General features: G+C 44.7%; 18 protein-coding genes and 1 other annotated feature (1 of these 19 cut by a window edge). Of the genes, 14 read left to right on the forward strand and 4 right to left on the reverse strand.

Going from position 1 to position 18,369, the window contains the following annotated elements:
• Positions 1–118: 118 nt before the first annotated feature.
• From rpsF to IGI88_RS06860, 8 genes are all read left to right on the forward strand, one after another.
• On the forward strand, positions 119–418 hold the full coding sequence (gene rpsF / locus IGI88_RS06825) for a 30S ribosomal protein S6 (RefSeq protein WP_005226363.1): 300 nt from the start codon (positions 119–121) through the stop codon (positions 416–418).
• A gap of 43 nt (positions 419–461) precedes the next feature.
• Positions 462–986, forward strand: coding sequence for a single-stranded DNA-binding protein (ssb, locus tag IGI88_RS06830; protein WP_005232920.1), 525 nt, complete (start codon positions 462–464; stop codon positions 984–986).
• A 23-nt stretch (positions 987–1,009) separates the two neighbouring features.
• Positions 1,010–1,246 (forward strand): 30S ribosomal protein S18, encoded by a 237-nt coding sequence (gene rpsR / locus IGI88_RS06835; protein ID WP_005226367.1) that lies wholly within the window; start codon positions 1,010–1,012, stop codon positions 1,244–1,246.
• A 239-nt stretch (positions 1,247–1,485) separates the two neighbouring features.
• Complete coding sequence (locus IGI88_RS06840; RefSeq protein WP_005232918.1) at positions 1,486–2,934, forward strand: DHH family phosphoesterase; 1,449 nt, start codon at positions 1,486–1,488, stop codon at positions 2,932–2,934.
• Positions 2,935–2,949: 15 nt separating this feature from the next.
• The gene (gene rplI, locus IGI88_RS06845) at positions 2,950–3,402 is read left to right on the forward strand and encodes a 50S ribosomal protein L9 (protein ID WP_005226371.1); all 453 of its coding nucleotides are present in this window, start codon (positions 2,950–2,952) and stop codon (positions 3,400–3,402) included.
• 108 nt (positions 3,403–3,510) lie between these two features.
• On the forward strand, positions 3,511–4,881 hold the full coding sequence (gene dnaB, locus IGI88_RS06850) for a replicative DNA helicase (RefSeq protein WP_005226374.1): 1,371 nt from the start codon (positions 3,511–3,513) through the stop codon (positions 4,879–4,881).
• A gap of 248 nt (positions 4,882–5,129) precedes the next feature.
• A complete protein-coding gene (locus tag IGI88_RS06855; RefSeq protein WP_005232916.1) occupies positions 5,130–6,422 on the forward strand; it encodes an adenylosuccinate synthase in 1,293 nt (430 codons plus the stop codon).
• A 140-nt stretch (positions 6,423–6,562) separates the two neighbouring features.
• A complete protein-coding gene (locus IGI88_RS06860; protein WP_429960299.1) occupies positions 6,563–7,438 on the forward strand; it encodes a DegV family protein in 876 nt (291 codons plus the stop codon).
• A 99-nt stretch (positions 7,439–7,537) separates the two neighbouring features.
• On the opposite strand, the gene IGI88_RS06865 is transcribed toward IGI88_RS06860, so the two are convergent.
• The gene (locus tag IGI88_RS06865; RefSeq protein WP_005226380.1) at positions 7,538–9,160 is read right to left on the reverse strand and encodes an ABC-F family ATP-binding cassette domain-containing protein; all 1,623 of its coding nucleotides are present in this window, start codon (positions 9,158–9,160) and stop codon (positions 7,538–7,540) included.
• 208 nt (positions 9,161–9,368) lie between these two features.
• On the opposite strand from IGI88_RS06865, the gene IGI88_RS06870 reads away from it, so the two are divergent.
• Positions 9,369–10,187 (forward strand): ZIP family metal transporter, encoded by an 819-nt coding sequence (locus IGI88_RS06870; protein WP_005232914.1) that lies wholly within the window; start codon positions 9,369–9,371, stop codon positions 10,185–10,187.
• 57 nt (positions 10,188–10,244) lie between these two features.
• On the opposite strand, the gene IGI88_RS06875 is transcribed toward IGI88_RS06870, so the two are convergent.
• Complete coding sequence (locus tag IGI88_RS06875) at positions 10,245–10,448, reverse strand: hypothetical protein (protein WP_008376766.1); 204 nt, start codon at positions 10,446–10,448, stop codon at positions 10,245–10,247.
• Positions 10,449–10,599: 151 nt separating this feature from the next.
• Here IGI88_RS06875 and IGI88_RS06880 point away from each other — a divergent pair, with 151 nt between their 5' ends.
• Positions 10,600–11,001: a DUF4809 family protein gene (locus tag IGI88_RS06880; RefSeq protein ID WP_016611671.1), complete on the forward strand. Its 402-nt coding sequence runs from the start codon at positions 10,600–10,602 to the stop codon at positions 10,999–11,001.
• A 106-nt stretch (positions 11,002–11,107) separates the two neighbouring features.
• On the opposite strand, the gene IGI88_RS06885 is transcribed toward IGI88_RS06880, so the two are convergent.
• Together IGI88_RS06885 and proB are read right to left on the reverse strand one after the other, a co-directional pair.
• Positions 11,108–12,352, reverse strand: a complete 1,245-nt coding sequence (locus IGI88_RS06885; RefSeq protein WP_429960300.1) for a glutamate-5-semialdehyde dehydrogenase — start codon at positions 12,350–12,352, stop codon at positions 11,108–11,110.
• Positions 12,349–13,164, reverse strand: a complete 816-nt coding sequence (proB, locus tag IGI88_RS06890) for a glutamate 5-kinase (protein ID WP_429969525.1) — start codon at positions 13,162–13,164, stop codon at positions 12,349–12,351. The genes IGI88_RS06885 and proB overlap by 4 nt, the downstream gene beginning before the upstream one ends.
• A 188-nt stretch (positions 13,165–13,352) precedes the next feature.
• Between proB and IGI88_RS06895 the strand changes: the two genes are divergently transcribed.
• The 4 genes from IGI88_RS06895 to gltX all read left to right on the forward strand — a co-directional run bounded on the left by IGI88_RS06895 (position 13,353) and on the right by gltX (position 18,207).
• A complete protein-coding gene (locus IGI88_RS06895; protein WP_005232909.1) occupies positions 13,353–13,862 on the forward strand; it encodes a dUTP diphosphatase in 510 nt (169 codons plus the stop codon).
• 44 nt (positions 13,863–13,906) lie between these two features.
• Entirely contained in the window at positions 13,907–15,277 is a 1,371-nt protein-coding gene (gene radA / locus IGI88_RS06900) for a DNA repair protein RadA (RefSeq protein ID WP_429960302.1), read from the forward strand.
• Between the two features lie 163 nt (positions 15,278–15,440).
• Complete coding sequence (locus IGI88_RS06905; RefSeq protein ID WP_005232908.1) at positions 15,441–16,580, forward strand: PIN/TRAM domain-containing protein; 1,140 nt, start codon at positions 15,441–15,443, stop codon at positions 16,578–16,580.
• 169 nt (positions 16,581–16,749) lie between these two features.
• Entirely contained in the window at positions 16,750–18,207 is a 1,458-nt protein-coding gene (gene gltX / locus IGI88_RS06910) for a glutamate--tRNA ligase (RefSeq protein WP_005232907.1), read from the forward strand.
• Positions 18,204–18,369 (forward strand) — a binding site (T-box leader); it runs 33 nt beyond the window's last position. It overlaps the preceding gene by 4 nt.

The raw sequence follows: 18,369 nt of genomic DNA on the forward strand, positions 1-18,369 counted from the left end.
ATAGCTTGCAGTAGGGACGAAAAAAGTGTATAATAATTATTTGTGAGTAGTCTAATTAGACCACTCTCTCTGCTCCTAGAAAACTAGGGGCCAAAGTCCACAGGGAGGTGAAAAATCAATGGAAAACACGAAATATGAGATCTTATATATCATTCGTCCAAACATTGATGAAGAAGCAAAAGCCGCATTGATCGCTCGTTTTGACTCAATCTTAACTGATAACGGCGCTGAAGTTATCGAATCAAAAGATTGGCAAAAACGCCGTCTAGCGTATGAAATGGATGGATTCCGTGAGGGTATCTATCACATCGTTAAAGTTTCTTCTTCAACAACTGCAAGTGCAATCAACGAGTTTGACCGTCTTGCGAAAATCAATGATGACATTATCCGTCACATGATTGTCAAAGAAGAAGCATAATATTGTTTCACATGAAACAAAAGCGATGAGGAGATGATGAACTTTGATTAATAATGTTGTACTAGTAGGAAGACTAACCAAAGATCCTGATTTACGTTACACTTCTAATGGCACTGGTGTCGCAACCTTTACCTTGGCGGTAAATCGCAATTTTACCAACCAAAGTGGAGAGCGCGAAGCTGATTTCATCAACTGTGTTATTTGGAGAAAACCAGCGGAAACATTAGCAAACTATGCACGCAAAGGAACTTTATTAGGGGTTACTGGACGTATTCAAACCCGTTCATACGACAACCAACAAGGCCAACGTGTTTATGTAACAGAAGTCGTTGCTGACAACTTCCAATTATTAGAATCGCGAAATGCTTCCGAGCAAAGACGCACAACTGATAGCGGATCTGGCAGCAGCAATACGTATAACTCAAATAGTTCTTCTGGATTTGGTAACAATAACTCAAATCAAACTCAATCCTCTCAACCATCAGGAATGCCTAATTTTGATCGAGACAACTCCGATCCATTCGGAAACTCATCAATCGACATTTCAGACGATGATTTACCATTCTAAGAAATTGATAGGAGGGAAATAGGATGGCACAACAAAGAAGAGGCGGACGCAAACGTCGTAAAGTAGACTACATTGCTGCAAACCATATTGAACATATCGATTATAAAGATATTGAATTACTAAAACGTTTCATTTCAGAACGCGGTAAAATTTTACCACGTCGTGTAACTGGTACTGGTGCGAAAAACCAACGCAAACTTACCATTGCAATCAAACGTGCGCGTATTATGGGATTACTTCCATTCGTAGGCGAAGAATAAATCGAATGATTTTCATTGACAAGTTTCTTTTGAAGCTTGTCAATTTTTTTATCTACTGAAGAAATACTTGTTATTTTATATACAGATAGAATAACGAGTGACAGAAATTTTCCCATGATTATCTCACCAAAAAAGTTTCACGTGGAACTTTTTGCATCAATCGCCTATTTGATTGTTTTGTGGTAAAATAAGGAACAAAGCTTCAAAAAAATGGGATGATACATTGAGGGGTAAAAAAGATGGCAGCAATTGGGTTGATTTCAATTGATAATTACGATGATTTGATTGAGAAAAAAGACGACAAACAAGTTTCTTATTTGAACTCGCTGATCACGACACTGATTTCTGATTGGGCAAGTGAGAATCATGTTTTTTACAAACGAATCAATTCCGAGCGGTTTCTTTTCGTCGCGAAGTATTCAGATATTGAGCGGATGAAGGAAGAAAAATTCCAATTTTTGACTAGAGTACGGCAAGTTGCGGAAAAAAATGATCTGGCATTAACGATCAGTATGGGAATCTCCTATGGGGAAGAGTCTTTTGAAGAGATTGGTGAAGTGGCACAAAACAATCTCGACATTGCGTTAGTTCGTGGCGGCGATCAAGTCGTTTTAAAAGAAGCCAAAGAAGAAGCAAAACCGCAATTCTTTGGCGGTAATACGGATGGTACGCCGAAGAGAACGCGTGTTCGTTCTCGTGCCATGAGTACGGCGTTGAGAAAGATTTTTGCTGAAAACCAGCGGATCTTTATCATGGGTCATCGTTACCCGGACATGGATGCTTTAGGTTCGGCTTTTGGGGTGGCTTACATGGCGATGATGAGCGACAAAGAATGCTACATCATTTTAAATCCGAAAGAGATCACCGCCGACATTCAGCGGGCATTGGAAGAATTGAAAAAATACCCCGAGCTGGAACGATTTGTGATCACTGGGGAAGAAGCAGTCAATTTATCAAATGAAGAAAGTGTCTTAGTGATGGTAGATTACCATAAGCCGTCGATGTCGATCTCGCAAGCGGTCTATGATGAATTTGACAAAATCGCAGTGATCGATCACCATCGTCGCGGGGATGAGTTTCCCGATAAGCCATTATTGACGTATATTGAATCTTCCGCGTCTTCAGCATCGGAACTGGTAGCAGAATTGATCCAGTATCGCGCTTCTCGCAGATCGCAAGTCCCTAAATTTATTACGACTTCTTTATTAGCGGGAATCTACGTGGATACGAAGAACTTCACGGTGCGAACCACTGGTCGGACCTTTGATATTGCTGGCTATTTGAAAAATCAAGGCGCAGATACGTCATTGGTTCAATACATGTTGAGTACGGATTTAGATTCCTATTTGATGATCAGTGAACTGGTTTCTCGCAGCCAGCATTTCCGAGAAGATATCGTGATTGCTGCAGCGGATGAAGATCGGGTGTACGATAGTGTCACCGTTGCAAAAGCGGCCGATACTCTGCTATCGATCAATGGGATCCATGCCGCGTTTGTCATTACGAAACAGCCAGGAGATTTGATCGGTATTAGTGCTAGAAGTACCGGAAAAGTCAATGTACAAACCTTGATGGAGGCATTAGGCGGCGGCGGACATTTTACCAACGCAGCCACGCAAATAAAAAACAGCAGCATTGGCGATGTAGAAAACCAGTTGCGAGCGGAATTAACGAAAAATGAACAATAACAAGGAGTGACCAAGATGAAAGTTATTTTCTTACAAGATGTCAAAGGCAAAGGCAAAAAAGGCGATATCAAGGAAGTCCCTAATGGCTACGCACAAAACTTCCTGATCAAAAACAACTTAGCCAAACCTGCCAACAATGAAAGCATGGCAGAATTAAAAGGCAAACAAAAAGCCAAAGAAAAACAAGATGCGGAAGTCTTAGCAGAAGCGAAAGAGTTAAAAGCACTTCTTGAAAAAGAAGAAACCGTCGTGAAGATCAATGCCAAAGCAGGGGAAGATGGCCGCTTGTTCGGTTCGATCCCATCAAAACAAATTGCCGATGCTTTGAACAAGCAATACAAAATCAAAATCGATAAACGCAAAATCGAATTGGATCAGCCGATTCGTGCATTAGGGTTTACGCAAGTACCTGTAAAATTGCACCCACAAGTAACAGCAACGATCAATGTTCATACCATTCAAGAATAAGTATTACTCCCAACAGTCACATGTTGGGGTTTTTTTCGGCAAACGTCCAAGCAATCTTGTACTTTGGATGGGAATCTTGTAGAATGAATGGACGAAGGAGCGAATGGCATGAATGAAGTTTGGCAAAATCAAGTTCCCCCACAAGATATTGAAGCGGAACAAGCGGTCCTAGGGGCAGTCTTTTTAGATGCCGATGCGATCATCGATGCAATGGAAGTAATCGCCCCAGAAGATTTTTATCGCCGCAGCCATCAAATAATTTTTCAAGCAATGATCCAGTTGAACGACCGTAGTGAATCGATCGACTTAATCACGTTGAAAGCAGAAATTGAAAAAAGCAATAGTCTTGAAGATGTTGGCGGTCTGACGTATCTGACTGAACTGAGTCAAGCTTCACCATCAGCAGCAAGTATTGCTTATTATGCGAAGATCGTTGACGACAAAGCCACGCTGCGCAATCTAATCCAAACAGCGAGCCGTATCGTAACCAAAGGCTTTGAACAAGATGAAGATGTACAATCGATCATTGATCAAGCAGAAAAAAGTATTTTAGAAGTATCCGAAAAGCGCAACAGCAATGGCTTCCAATCGATAGCGGAAGTCTTGAATCGGACGATCGAAACGATCGATCAGTTGGCGCAAAACAACGAAGAAATCACCGGATTACCTACGGGTTATGCGGCTTTAGACAAAATGACGGCGGGGCTGCAAAAAGAAGAGCTGATTATTCTCGCTGCCCGCCCCGCGGTAGGGAAAACCGCGTTTGCCTTGAATATCGCGCAAAATGTCGGAACGAAAACCGATCGTTCCGTAGCGATCTTTAGTCTGGAAATGGGGGCTGAATCATTGGTCAACCGGATGCTTTGTGCGGAAGGCTCGATTGAGGCTAGTCACTTGCGGACGGGGCAGCTCTCAGAAGAAGAATGGCGGAATTTGATCGTTGCCATGGGCAGTCTTTCTAACGCCAATATCTATATCGATGATACCCCCGGGATCAAGATCTCTGAGATCCGGGCGCGTTGCCGGAAACTGGCGCAAGAAAAAGGCAATCTCGGCTTGATTTTGATCGACTATTTGCAGCTGATTGAAGGAACGGGTCGCGAAAACCGCCAACAAGAAGTCTCTGAGATCTCTCGCCAATTAAAGAAACTGGCGAAGGAATTGAAAGTGCCGGTGATTGCACTGTCTCAGCTTTCTCGGGGTGTGGAACAACGACAAGACAAGCGTCCTGTTTTAAGTGATATTCGGGAATCAGGATCGATCGAGCAGGATGCCGATATCGTTGCTTTCTTGTATCGGGATGACTACTACCGCAGTGAAGGCGACGATGACGATGAACCAGAAGAACAACAAAACAACAATGTGATCGAAGTCATTATTGAAAAAAACCGGAGTGGTGCCCGGGGGACGGTCGAACTTCTATTCATCAAAGAATACAATAAATTCTCCTCGGTCTCGCCACGAGAAGAGTTCGGGTAAGACAACTAGCTATCTGAGAAACACTAGCTCTTGCTACCATCCGCATCGCGCTGATGGTAGTAGGGCTTTTTTTATGTGTCGACTTTATTCGTTTTTACGTGTATAAATAATTATTCCAAAGAAAATAGTTCGTTTTTTACCCCTGAAAAATGAGAATTTAAAACGATTATTCGATTTTAGATTGAAAGAGCTTGCGAATCTTGTTACAATACTTAAGGAATGCACTAATTAAAGAAAGAGGTCATTATATGTCATCTGTAGTAGTAGTAGGTACACAATGGGGCGATGAAGGTAAAGGAAAGATTACGGACTTTTTGAGTGAAAACGCGGAAGTCATTGCACGTTATCAAGGTGGAGACAATGCCGGCCATACGATTAAATTTGACGGTGTGACCTATAAACTGCATTTGATTCCTTCAGGGATCTTTTATGCAGATAAAATCAGTGTCATTGGAAACGGGGTCGTTGTGAACCCGAAATCATTAGTTAAAGAATTAGCATACTTGAAAGAAAACAATATAATAACAGAAAACTTGAAGATCTCTGATCGTGCACATGTTATTTTACCTTACCATATCCATTTGGATCAGCTGCAAGAAGATGCCAAAGGTGACAACAAGATCGGTACGACAATCAAAGGGATCGGACCAGCCTATATGGATAAAGCAGCCAGAGTCGGCATTCGGATCGCTGATCTTTTAGACAAAGAAATTTTTGAAGAACGTCTGCGTATCAACTTAGAAGAAAAAAATCGTCAATTCGTGAAAATGTTTGATGCAGAGCCAATCGCCTTTGAAGATATTTTTGAAGAGTATTACGAATATGGCCAACAAATCAAAAAATATGTGACGGATACTTCGGTGATCCTTAACGATGCCTTAGATGAAGGCAAACGAGTTTTATTTGAAGGGGCACAAGGCGTGATGCTGGATATCGACCAAGGAACCTATCCTTTCGTAACGTCATCCAACCCCGTTGCTGGAGGTGTCACCATCGGTAGTGGTGTGGGCCCTTCAAAAATCAACAAAGTCGTTGGTGTCTGCAAAGCCTACACCTCTCGGGTAGGAGATGGTCCATTCCCAACGGAACTGTTTGATGAAACAGGTGAACAAATTCGTAAGATCGGTCGTGAATACGGGACAACGACAGGACGACCTCGTCGTGTGGGCTGGTTTGATACCGTCGTGATGCGCCATTCAAAACGGGTCTCAGGGATCACGAACCTATCCCTTAACTCGATCGATGTCTTGAGCGGCCTAGAAACCGTGAAAATCTGTACCGCTTATGAACTAGACGGCGAATTGATCTATCATTACCCAGCAAGCTTGAAAGAGTTGAACCGCTGCAAACCAGTCTACGAAGAACTTCCTGGCTGGTCTGAAGACATTACTGGCTGCAAAACATTGGCAGATCTGCCAGAAAATGCACGCAATTACGTTCACCGCATCTCTGAATTAGTCGGTGTCCGCATTTCGACCTTCTCGGTAGGGCCAGACCGCAGCCAAACCAACATCTTAGAAAGTGTTTGGGCGCAAATTTAACCTGACGCGAAAGTATCAGAACAAGACAAAGAACTTCTGTGTCAGAAGCGGTCAACGACAAGTTTGGCTGCTTTTGATGAGAATTTCTTCTGTCTTGTTCTTTTTTTGCTATAATAGGGGGTAACGAGAGGGGTGAAACCATGTTTCAAATCATGACAGATTCCTGCTGTGATTTACCAGCAGCAAGATTAGCGGAGCTAGATGTCGCCTATATTCCAATGCTGATTGAATTAGATGGCAAAGAATATATCGATGATATGGGCAAAGAATTTGATACGGAATGGTTTTTAGGAAAACTAAAAGAGCATGCGCAACCGACGACTTCTCAAATCAATGTCGGACGTTATATGGAATATTTTCGGCCATATGTCGAAGCGGGCATACCGGTCCTTTATTTAGGTTTTTCTTCAGGAATGAGCGGCTCATTCCAAAGTGCCGTCCAAGCCGTAGCCTTACTAAAAGAAGAATACAAAGAAGTCGCGATCACCTTGATCGATACGCGCTCTGCTAGTTTAGGCGAAGGCTTCTTAGTGGCTGAAGCAGCCCAACAAAAAGCCCAAGGGCGTTCGTTGCTGGAAGTCAGCCAATGGGTAGAAGAAAATAAACTGCGTTTAGATTCATGGGTCACCGTCGATGATTTAAAACAATTGGAACGCGGCGGCAGAATCTCTAAAACAGCCGCAGCGATCGGTGGATTGTTGAATGTGAAACCAATCATTACCGTAGATACCGCGGGAAAATTACGTAGCGTTGATCGAGTGCGGGGACGCAACAAAGCGATCCAAAAAATCGTGGATCAAACCATCGCCAATCTTCACGAATCAAAAACCAATACGGTTTATTTTGCCAATGCTGGCGATGCCGAAGCAGCGGAGAAACTCATCAAACGTTTGACCGAAAAAGTTCCTGACATTATTATTCATCATTATCCATTAGGTCCAACGATCTCCAGTCATACCGGCTATGGCTGCTTGGCGCTGTTTTCATTCGGCAAAGCCCGTTTAGAACAAGCGTAACCTGCCCAACATGCCCGAAGTATTAGACAAAATAAAAAGAACGCTCCAGTTGCAGCCTTGGTGGCAGGCAACTGGAGCGTTCTTTTTTGTAGAAGCAGATTATTGATTCATTTCTGCTACGCGTTTTTGGACATCTTTGTTTTCTAAGAATTCATCGTAGGTCGTTTCGGCACGATCCACCACGCCTTTGCTAGAGACCGCAATGATACGGTTCGCAAGGGTTTGAATAAATTGGTGGTCATGAGAAGCAAACAACAATGAGCCGGTGAAGGCCATCAAACCATCATTTAATGCGGTGATCGATTCTAAGTCCAAGTGATTGGTTGGATCATCCAACACCAATACGTTGGCTTTTGAAAGCATCATTTTCGACAACATACAGCGAACTTTTTCGCCCCCGGAAAGAACGTTGACGGGTTTTAATACTTCATCACCAGAGAATAACATGCGACCTAGGAAGCTGCGCAAGAAGGTATTGTCGTCTTCTTCTTTGCTTGCGTATTGACGCAGCCAATCAACGATCGGGGTATCCGTATCGAATTCGCTGGTCGTATCTTTTGGCAAGTAGGCATGCTGCGTGGTCACGCCCCAACGAACACTACCTGTATCAGGAGTGATTTCCCCCATGATGACTTTGAATAGCGTCGTGGTGGTGATATCGCTATTGGCAACAAAAGCGACTTTGTCGTCTTTATTCAAGGTGAAAGAGATATTGTCTAAAATCTTTTTGCCGTCGATCGTCACACTGACATTGTCGACTTGCAGCAAGTCATTCCCGATTTCACGTTCTGGTTTAAAACCAACAAACGGATAACGGCGGGACGAAGGTTGAATATCATCAAGGGTGATTTTATCCAACATTTTTTTCCGAGACGTTGCTTGTTTGGATTTTGATGCATTGGCACTAAAGCGTGCGATAAAGTCTTGCAGTTCTTTGATCTGCTCTTCTTTTTTGGCATTTGATTGTGATTGTAATTTCGCCGCTAATTGGCTTGATTCCAACCAGAAATCATAGTTGCCGACAAACAATTTGATTTTGCCGAAGTCTAGATCGGCCATATGGGTACAAACTTTATTTAAGAAGTGGCGGTCATGGGAAACAACGATGACAGTGTTGTCAAAGTTGATTAGAAACTCTTCTAACCAGTTGATAGATTGGATATCCAATCCGTTGGTAGGCTCATCTAAGAGCAAGACGTCTGGCTTACCGAAAAGGGCTTGTGCGAGTAAGACTTTTACCCGTTGACCAGCAGTTAGATCTTTCATCAAGACATGATGCAATTCATCGGGAATGTTCAGGCCTTGCAAAAGAACGGCTGCTTCTGGCTCTGCTTCCCAACCATCAAGTTCCGCAAATTCGCCTTCTAGTTCGGCGGCACGAATCCCATCTTCATCAGAAAAGTCTTCCTTCATGTAGATCGCGTCTTTTTCTTTCATCACTTCATAGAGACGTTTATGGCCCATGATGACCGTTTCGATCACTGGAAACTCTTCGTAATCATAGTGGTTCTGTTTCAAGACAGCCATCCGTTCATCAGGACCTAAAGAAACGTTCCCGGTCGAAGGTTGGATCTCACCAGATAAAATTTTTAAAAAAGTTGATTTACCAGCACCATTTGCACCAATCAAACCATAACAATTACCAGGCGTAAACTTAATATTAACATCATCAAACAGTTTGCGGTCTGAAAAATGCAAACTTACATCACTTACTGTAATCAATTCTTTTCCTCACTTTATATAAATTGACATGGAGTCTCCTAGCATTATAGCGATGAATGTTGAAACTTTCAAGTAAAGCCGAGGATTTCATCGGGAAAGGCTTAGGGCTGGTGAAAGAAAAATTTTGGCTGCTGCTGCCTTCCTAGTAGAACCTGACGGCTTCCTATGCTAGAGTATTGGTAGAATAGTTAGACAAAGGAGCAGACGAATGGTGGATTGGTTGGTTGGGTTGTCGCCATGGCAGCAAGCGCTGGCGGGGACGATCTTTACGTATGGTATGACGGCGCTTGGGGCAGCGCTAGTCTTTTTCTTCAAAGAAATCAATAAAAATGTCCTGAATACAATGCTGGGGTTTGCCTCTGGAGTGATGATCGCCGCTAGTTTCTGGTCGTTATTAGATCCTGCGATCGCACGAGCCGAAGAAAATGGCGACATTCCGTGGCTGGTGGTCAGTATCGGGTTTGGTTTGGGCGGTTTGTTTCTTTATGCAGCAGATAAGACACTCCCACATATGCATTTTGGTCCGAATCATGAAACAGAAGGATTGCCTAGTCATTTGAAGCGAACGATCTTGCTGGTTTTTTCCATCACACTACATAATATCCCGGAAGGCTTGGCGGTAGGGGTAGCGTTTGGGGCGGCGGCTAGTGCTGATGATCCACGAGCTGCGATCTTAGCAGCACTTTCGGTAGCAATCGGGATCGGGATCCAGAATTTTCCAGAAGGCGCAGCCGTTTCGATCCCCTTGCGCCAAGAAGGGTTAAGCCGAACCAAAGCCTTTATGTATGGGCAAGCGTCTGGGATCGTTGAACCGATCGCGGGTGTGATCGGGGCTTTGTTGGTAACGAGTATGTCCGCTGTCTTGCCGTATGCGTTGGCTTTTGCAGCGGGTGCTATGATTTATGTGGTGGTGGAAGAATTGATTCCAGAAGCGCAGCAAACCTTGACGAGTCGCCGCCATTTTGCGGTCTTTGGCGTCATGTTAGGCTTTATCTTAATGATGGTTCTAGATGTCGCATTAGGCTGATGGATAGAAAAAACCACCTGACTCTTGGAAAGTCAGGTGGTTTTGGTTTTCCTGCAATTAACGATAATATTTTCTTGGTTTTTGGCGAATCGAGGTTAACCAGCGAACGATCAAAACGGCCAGCAGTAAAGGAATCCCGAAACGGAAGATCAATCCGATCAACCCACCAACAATGCCTAATACGACAGATAAAACAAGAGATGCTGCGATTAAAACTGCCACGACAGTAACGATTCTTCCTAATAAACTTTCTGTATTCATAGCGACTCCTCCTAGACTTTTTTTCTTATCCTTAGCATAGCAAGAAGGAAGAAGAAAAACATCCAACTTAAGGCGGAATAATTGCTCCGCCGTGGGCCATAGGTTTTGTGATAAACTAAACATGAAGCATTCATGAAAGGAGACGAAACGAATGAACGTAGAAATCCTCACGAGCCAAGTCATCACAGAAGGAGGGTGCAATGCCTGTTTGCCTTATGAACTCAATACCTTCATGCTGCAGCTGCCAGATGGTCGTTGTTTTTCGCTAGAAAACTTGGATGTTGCTTCCTTGGTGATGCCCATAGCTCAAATCAATCAGTGGCAAACTCGCTTATTATTGGAAGAAGACGAAGGGCTGATCTATCGCAAAGGAACACAAGAAGTGATTTTTGTAGAAGGCAGCCGCCAGGATACGTTTTCCAGCAAAGGACAGACGATTGCTTGTCCGAAAAAGAGTTGTGAAGCAGACGTTTTTGCCACAACCAATCGGGTGCTGACAGAATTGTTTGGCATCGACCCGCTTTCCTTCGTTTTGCGGGCTGCACAAGCATAAGAAGACGCAAAAACAACCCCTTGCACGGGTGTACCGACCTCCAAAAGTTCGCTTTTGATCGAACTTTTTGGGGGACACTACAGCAGGGGGCTGTTTTTGCATATCGTTAATTACGGATCTGTCCTTCGCCATAAATAATGTATTTGGTGGAAGTCAGTGCTTCTAACCCCATTGGCCCACGGGCATGTAGTTTTTGCGTCGAGATGCCGATCTCGGCACCAAAGCCAAACATAAAGCCATCCGTGAAACGGGTCGAGGCATTGACGTAAACCGCCGCCGCATCAACTTCTTTCAAGAAGCGTTGGGAAGCGAAATAATCATCAGTGATGATCGCTTCGGAGTGCTTCGTATTGTAGCGATTGATGTGGGCAATGGCTTCTTCTAGAGAAGCCACCACTTTGATCGCTAAGATATAGTCTAAAAACTCGGTTGCCCAGTCCTCTTCAGTGGCAAGCTGTGCATTGTTTAAAAACGCCAATGCTTTTTCATCTCCTCGCAATTCGACTTGATTGGCAAATTGCTGTTCTACCATTGGCAAAAATTCCGCTGCCACTGCTTCATGGACGAGGATCGTTTCGATGGCATTGCAGACAGAAGGGCGTTGCGTTTTTGCATTCGTGACGATCGCCAGTGCCATCGGCAGCTGGGCGGCTTGATCGATGTAGATATGATTGTTGCCGGTGCCGGTTTCGATCACTGGTACTGTGGCGGTCTCTTTGACGCGACGAATCAAGCCGGCGCCCCCACGGGGGATCAAAACATCCAAGTAATCCGTCAGACGCATTAGTTCAGCCGCTGTTTCGTGGCTCGTGTCTTCGATAAACTGGATCGCATGGCGGGAGTGTCCATTGGCAGCTAATGCCTCTTGTAAAATAGTCACGAGGACTTGATTGGAGTGGAAGGCTTCTTTTCCACCACGCAAAATCACGGCATTTCCTGATTTGAAACACAGACTAGCGGCGTCAGTGGTGACATTAGGACGAGCTTCGTAGATGATGCCGATGACCCCTAAAGGCACCCGCTGTTGACCAATCAAAAGATCGTCAGCATTGCGCCACATTTTATCCACGGCACCGATTGGATCGGGCAATTGGGCGACTTCTCGGATGCCGTTAGCCATCTCTGTGATCCGTTGTTCTGTCAGCAACAGTCGATCCAGCATCGTTTGGCTGGTTCCTTTGGCTTTTGCGGCAGCTAGGTCTTGTTGATTAGCAGCTAAAATCGTCTCAGTAGCTTTTTCTAAAGCATCGGCCATCGCTGCCAGTAGGTGATTTTTTTCACTGGCATTCAGTAAGCTTAATGTCTGGGCGCTTGCTTGAGCTTGTTGACCGATCGTTTGCAAGTTGCTCAATGCTCATCCTCCGTTCGTTGATAAAAGTGGGTGCCGACAGGTTCCCCTGCGAGCAAGTCAAAAATAATTTTCGGCTGCTTGCCGTTAGCGAGCAGCATGTGACTGTTCAAGTCTAAGATACGTTGAGCGGCTTTTAATTTGCTGGTCATACCGCCGGTTCCATAAGGACTGCCTTTTCCCGTAGCTTGTTTTAAAAGTTCCGGGGTGATTTCATTGATCTCGGAATACAAAACAGCCTCAGGATCATTTAGCGGATTGGCGGAATAAAAGCCGTCGATATCAGAAAGCATGATCAAAAGCTCGGCTTTCGTCAACTGAGCGACGATCGCTGACAACTGGTCATTATCGCCAAATTTGGTGAGATGGTCCAATTCATCTACTGCCACCGTGTCGTTTTCATTAATGATCGGGATGATCCCCATCGTAAGTAGTTGCTCTAAGGTGTTGCTAACGTTTTGACGGCTTTGGGGAAATTCGATGATGTCTCTGGTCAGCAGGATTTGTGCAGTCTGCTGGCTATAGCTTTGAAAACGCTGGTTGTAGATCGTCATCAGTTCCGATTGGCCAACGGCTGCCACGGCTTGCTGCTGTGGGATCTGCACGGGTCGTTCTTTCAAATTTAACTTGTTCATGCCAACACCGATCGCCCCGGAAGAAACTAAGATGATTTCTTTGCCTTGGTTTTGCAAAGCTGCTAAGACAAAGGCTAATTCATCGATGCCAGCTAGATTGATGGCACCATTGGGATAAATCAACGAGCTGGTGCCGATTTTTACAACGATTCGGTTTTTGTTTGAAAGATCTGCGCGCATATGCCACCGCCTATTTTTTGATATTTTTTCTATTGTACTCGCAAACGGGCGTTTCGTCATGCTCTTTTTTCTTTTTGAGCTATTTTAAGCGAAGAAATTGTAAAGACTTTTCGATAATTGTGTTTTCCATGAAGAAAATAGTTCTTCCTATGCTAAAATAGCTATATGTTTTATTATTGGAGGAACCCATGAAATTACGAGGATTTGAAATTATTACATCATATAAAGAAAAAAGCATCACCTTGCCTCAACGTGCCACCCATCATGCGGCTGGTTATGACTTTGAAGCCGCGGAAGAAATCGTGGTGCCAAGCATTTGGAAAGCGGGCGTGATCGATGGGGTCAAAGCGCTTTTTGCGAAAGAGACCGCAAAACAGTTGAAGCCAACCTTGATTCCCACTGGGATCAAAGCCTATATGGGGGAAGACGAGTATTTGCAGCTGACAAATCGTTCCAGCAATCCTTTGAAACGTTTCTTAGTCTTGACGAATGGTGTCGGCGTCATCGACAGCGATTACTATGACAATCCAGATAATGAAGGGCATATTATGTTCCAGTTTACCAATTTCGGCCCCACAGATGTCGTCATTAAAAAAGGCGAGCGGATCGGCCAAGGAATTTTCTTGCCGTTCTTAAAAGCTGATCAAGATACAACCACTGCCAGCCGAACCGGCGGCTTTGGCTCCTCGAATCAGTAAATCCTGCCTGGGGGTCTGTTTGATAGAAGTAGTGGAGGAGATCAATGGCAAAAAAAGCAAAAAGTCAATTTGTCTGTCAAAATTGCGGGTATAGTTCCCCTAAATATTTAGGAAAATGCCCCAATTGCGGCAGCTGGAATTCAATGGTAGAAGAAGTGATCCAAGAAACCGCTGATCGTCGTGTACGTACGACATTGACGGGGCAAAAGATGCAGCCGACGAAAATTGCCGATATCGTACCGAAAAAAGAACCGCGGGTCCAAACGAAACTCGCTGAGTTGAATCGCGTCTTAGGCGGCGGCGTGGTCCCAGGTTCCTTAATTTTGATCGGTGGGGATCCCGGGATCGGAAAATCGACGCTGCTCTTGCAAGTTTCCCAGCAATTAGCAGCGATCGGCGGAACGGTCTTGTATGTGTCAGGAGAAGAAAGTGCCGAGCAGATCAAAATGCGGGCGCAGCGCTTAGGCGCCATCGACACGGAATTTTATCTCTATGGGGAAACGGACATGTCAGAGATCAGTAAAGCGATCGAAAACATCCGCCCAGATTATGTGATCATCGATTCGATCCAAACCATGACCCAACCGGATATCACCAGTGTGGCAGGCAGTGTCAGCCAAGTGAGAGAAACGACCGCAGAATTGCTGAAAATCGCTAAAACCAATGGCATCGCCATCTTTATCGTTGGCCACGTGACGAAGGAAGGCTCGATCGCAGGACCGCGGATGCTGGAGCACATGGTGGATACCGTCTTGTATTTCGAAGGCGAAAAGCACCACAGCTTTCGGATTTTGCGGGCCGTCAAAAACCGCTTTGGGTCCACCAATGAGATCGGGATTTTTGAAATGGAAGAAGGCGGGTTGAAAGAAGTCGCCAATCCGTCACAAGTCTTTTTGGAAGAACGCTTAGAAGGCGCAACCGGATCGGCGATCGTAGTGGCAATGGAAGGCAGTCGGCCAATCTTGGTGGAGATCCAAGCACTGGTCACGCCAACGATGTTCGGCAATGCCAAACGCACGACGACGGGGCTAGACTTCAACCGGGTCTCGCTGATCATGGCGGTTTTAGAAAAACGGGCAGGTTTGCTGCTGCAAAATCAAGATGCCTACTTAAAAGCAGCCGGCGGGGTCAAATTAAATGAACCCGCGATCGATCTAGCAATCGCTGTTAGTATCGCCTCCAGCTATAAAGAAAAAGGCACCAGCCCGACGGAGTGTTTTATCGGTGAAATTGGCTTGACGGGTGAGATTCGCCGAGTCAATGCGATCGAACAACGGGTCAAAGAGGTGCAGAAACTGGGCTTTACAAAAGTTTATTTGCCTAAAAACAATCTGACTGGTTGGCAGCCGCCAAAAGGCATCGAAGTCGAAGGCGTGTCTACCTTAGCCGAAACCTTACGGAAAGTCTTCCGTTAAAGTGGAGTCACTGCAAGAGAAAGGGGCAATCTCCCTTCCTCTTGCCCTGACGCTGCTGGTTCATTCATTGAACCAACCGACAGCCGCTGACTGGTGGAAGGAGTCAGTTTGGCAGCACGGATTTTTGAACAAAAGAAACCTACTGGAGTATGGAGGAACATGTATGCAGAAACGAGTCATTACCGCACTAATGGTACTTGCCGGAGCAAGTCTAGGGATCTCACTGATGCCCATCGCATGGCAAGCCATTGGGCAAACCCAAAATGAATGGCTGAATAATAACATCACTAATAGTTTGCTTGGAGCCCTTATTTTCTTTTTATTATCTTTACTATTAGCGAAATATATTGCAGCCGGTATTCGCAAAATTGAAGAAAAACTAAGTGAATTGAGCTTAACCTATCTCTTGTTTGGCGCAATTGGTTCGATCATCGGTCTGATGATCGGTGTGATCGTGTCGATTCCTTTTTACAATTGGGATATTCCTTTTATCAACGGGATCGCCCCAATTTTAGTGATGGTCCTGTTAGGGTATCTCGGTTTTCAGATCGGGACGACACGGATCGATGAATGGAAAAAAGTCTTTGCCCCGAAAAACAAAAAGGCAGAGCCTCAAGAGCAAGATGAACAGCAGATGCTAGAAAGAAAAATTGCGGACCATTTCCACAAATACAAAATTTTGGATACCAGCGTGATCATTGATGGCCGGATCTATGATATTGCCAAAACCGGCTTTTTGGAAGGCGTCCTGCTGATCCCGAATTTCGTTTTGTATGAATTGCAATACATCGCAGATTCTGGCGATAGTTTGAAACGGGTCCGGGGCCGTCGCGGCTTGGATATTTTGAATGCTTTGCAAAAAGAAGAAGGCATCGCAGTTGAGATGTACGAAGGCGATTTTGAAGACATTTCCGAAGTCGACAGCAAGCTGATCAAGTTAGCGAAATTGCTGGATGGTGTCGTTGTGACTAATGACTACAATTTAAACAAAGTTTCTGAATTTCAAAATGTGCCGGTCTTGAATATCAATGCGTTGGCCAATGCGGTCAAACCAGTGGTGATTCCAGGAGAAAGCATGCACGTCTTAGTAGTGAAAGCTGGCACGGAGCGGCAGCAAGGGGTCGCTTATCTAGATGACGGGACGATGGTTGTGGTGGAAGATGGCCAGCATTACATGAACGAACACATCGAAGTGATCGTAACCAGCGCCTTGCAAACGGCAGCTGGGCGGATGATTTTTGCCAAACCAGCCCATTCTGGTCGCGGCATCGACAACAAAGAAGGATCAAAATCAGAGAAATAATCCTCGGCAGCTGGCGTAAAATATGCCAGCTGCCTTTACTAATTGGGTTATTGATTGTACAATTCAACTTGAGGGTTCTGTTTTTTACGCGGGTCTTTCCCACTAAACTGAACAATAAGCCCCAAGCAGCTTGGCTGGCTTGGAAATCAGATGAAGGAAGAGGAAAACAATGACAAAAGTACGTGTACGTTACGCGCCAAGTCCAACAGGACATTTACACATCGGGAATGCTCGGACGGCTTTATTCAATTATTTGTTTGCTCGTCACAATGACGGTGAATTTATTATCCGAATCGAAGACACCGATCAAAAAAGAAACATTGAAGATGGTGAAAAAAGCCAGCTTGAAAACTTGCAATGGTTAGGGATGGATTGGGACGAATCACCTGAAAATCCAGGGGAATATGGGCCGTATCGTCAATCAGAACGCGGCGATATCTACCAACCACTGATCGATCAATTGCTCGCAAGCAATCGTGCGTATAAGTGTTATTGTACGGAAGAAGAGTTGGAAGCCGAACGCGAAGGCCAAAGAACGCGTGGCGAAATGCCTCATTATGCAGGGAAATGTGCCAACTTAACACCGGAAGAGCAAGCCGAAAAAGAAGCACAAGGCTTGAAACCAGTGATTCGTTTCCGTGTCTCTCGCAATACTGAATACAAATTCCATGACATGGTCAAAGGCGAGATCGTTTTTGAATCAGATAATGTCGGTGGCGATTTTGTCATCCAAAAACGTGATGGCATGCCGACCTACAACTTTGCAGTAGCAGTGGATGACCATCATATGAAAATCACCCATGTGTTGCGTGGAGATGACCACATCGCCAACACACCAAAACAGTTGATGATCTATGAAGCATTTGGCTGGCAAGCACCGGAATTCGGTCACATGACATTGATCATCAATAGCGAAACTGGGAAAAAATTAAGCAAACGGGACGAATCGATTCTGCAATTCATCGAGCAATACCGTGAATTGGGCTATTTGCCAGATGCTATGTTCAATTTTATTGCACTTTTAGGCTGGTCACCAGTTGGGGAGGAAGAAATTTTCTCTCAAGAAGAATTGATCAAAATCTTTGATCCTGAACGGTTGAGCAAATCACCAGCTGCCTTCGATGCCAAGAAATTGGAATGGGTCAATAACCAGTACATGAAACAAATGGATTTGGATGAATTGACGGCAATGTGCGTTCCTTACTTGGTAAAAGCTGGCCGCATCGAAGAAACATTGACCGAAGAAAAAGCTGCTTGGTTGAAAAAAATCGTTTCCTTGTATCAACCACAAATGAGTTTTGCGGCTCAAATCGTCGATCTTTCGGAATTGTTCTTCGAAGAACATCCTGAATTAGATGATGCAGCCAAAGAAGTCTTGGCAGGGGAAACCGTACCGACGGTTTTAACAGCCTTTAAAGAAAAATTGCTGGCGATGCCAGTTGTTGAAGCTGCAGCAGTCAAAGCAGCTATCAAGGAGATCCAAAAAGAAACAGGCATCAAAGGCAAGAATTTATTCATGCCGATCCGCGTGGCGGTCTCAGGCCAAACCCATGGACCAGAACTACCGGATACCGTTGAATTATTAGGGAAAGAAAAAGCCCTTGATCATTTGAATAACGTGTTATAAACACAGCGAATAGACGAAGTACTAGCCGATTTTTTTCAGAGAGGCCACGGAAGGTGAGAGTGGTCAAAAAAGGCTAGGAAATGCACCTAGGAGTGGCTTTGGCGCAAGTCAAAGACGAAGCAGCGGACGTTACCCGCTTGAAGGCAGTGCCGAACTGCGAAC

The sequence above is a fragment of the Enterococcus sp. AZ179 genome, assembly GCF_050498885.1.
Lineage (GTDB): Bacteria > Bacillota > Bacilli > Lactobacillales > Enterococcaceae > Enterococcus_D > Enterococcus_D entomosocium.

Excerpts from the sequence above, each read along its gene's own strand:
- gltX (WP_005232907.1), top strand. The coding sequence starts at position 16,750 with ATGACAAAAGTACGTGTACGTTACGCGCCAAGTCCAACAGGACATTTA.
- IGI88_RS06880 (WP_016611671.1), top strand. The coding sequence starts at position 10,600 with ATGAACGTAGAAATCCTCACGAGCCAAGTCATCACAGAAGGAGGGTGC.
- IGI88_RS06870 (WP_005232914.1), top strand. The coding sequence starts at position 9,369 with ATGGTGGATTGGTTGGTTGGGTTGTCGCCATGGCAGCAAGCGCTGGCG.
- IGI88_RS06905 (WP_005232908.1), top strand. The coding sequence starts at position 15,441 with ATGCAGAAACGAGTCATTACCGCACTAATGGTACTTGCCGGAGCAAGT.
- rpsF (WP_005226363.1), top strand. The coding sequence starts at position 119 with ATGGAAAACACGAAATATGAGATCTTATATATCATTCGTCCAAACATT.
- radA (WP_429960302.1), top strand. The coding sequence starts at position 13,907 with ATGGCAAAAAAAGCAAAAAGTCAATTTGTCTGTCAAAATTGCGGGTAT.
- IGI88_RS06860 (WP_429960299.1), top strand. The coding sequence starts at position 6,563 with ATGTTTCAAATCATGACAGATTCCTGCTGTGATTTACCAGCAGCAAGA.
- IGI88_RS06875 (WP_008376766.1), bottom strand. The coding sequence starts at position 10,448 with ATGAATACAGAAAGTTTATTAGGAAGAATCGTTACTGTCGTGGCAGTT.
- rplI (WP_005226371.1), top strand. The coding sequence starts at position 2,950 with ATGAAAGTTATTTTCTTACAAGATGTCAAAGGCAAAGGCAAAAAAGGC.
- dnaB (WP_005226374.1), top strand. The coding sequence starts at position 3,511 with ATGAATGAAGTTTGGCAAAATCAAGTTCCCCCACAAGATATTGAAGCG.
- rpsR (WP_005226367.1), top strand. The coding sequence starts at position 1,010 with ATGGCACAACAAAGAAGAGGCGGACGCAAACGTCGTAAAGTAGACTAC.
- proB (WP_429969525.1), bottom strand. The coding sequence starts at position 13,164 with ATGCGCGCAGATCTTTCAAACAAAAACCGAATCGTTGTAAAAATCGGC.
- IGI88_RS06895 (WP_005232909.1), top strand. The coding sequence starts at position 13,353 with ATGAAATTACGAGGATTTGAAATTATTACATCATATAAAGAAAAAAGC.
- IGI88_RS06840 (WP_005232918.1), top strand. The coding sequence starts at position 1,486 with ATGGCAGCAATTGGGTTGATTTCAATTGATAATTACGATGATTTGATT.
- IGI88_RS06855 (WP_005232916.1), top strand. The coding sequence starts at position 5,130 with ATGTCATCTGTAGTAGTAGTAGGTACACAATGGGGCGATGAAGGTAAA.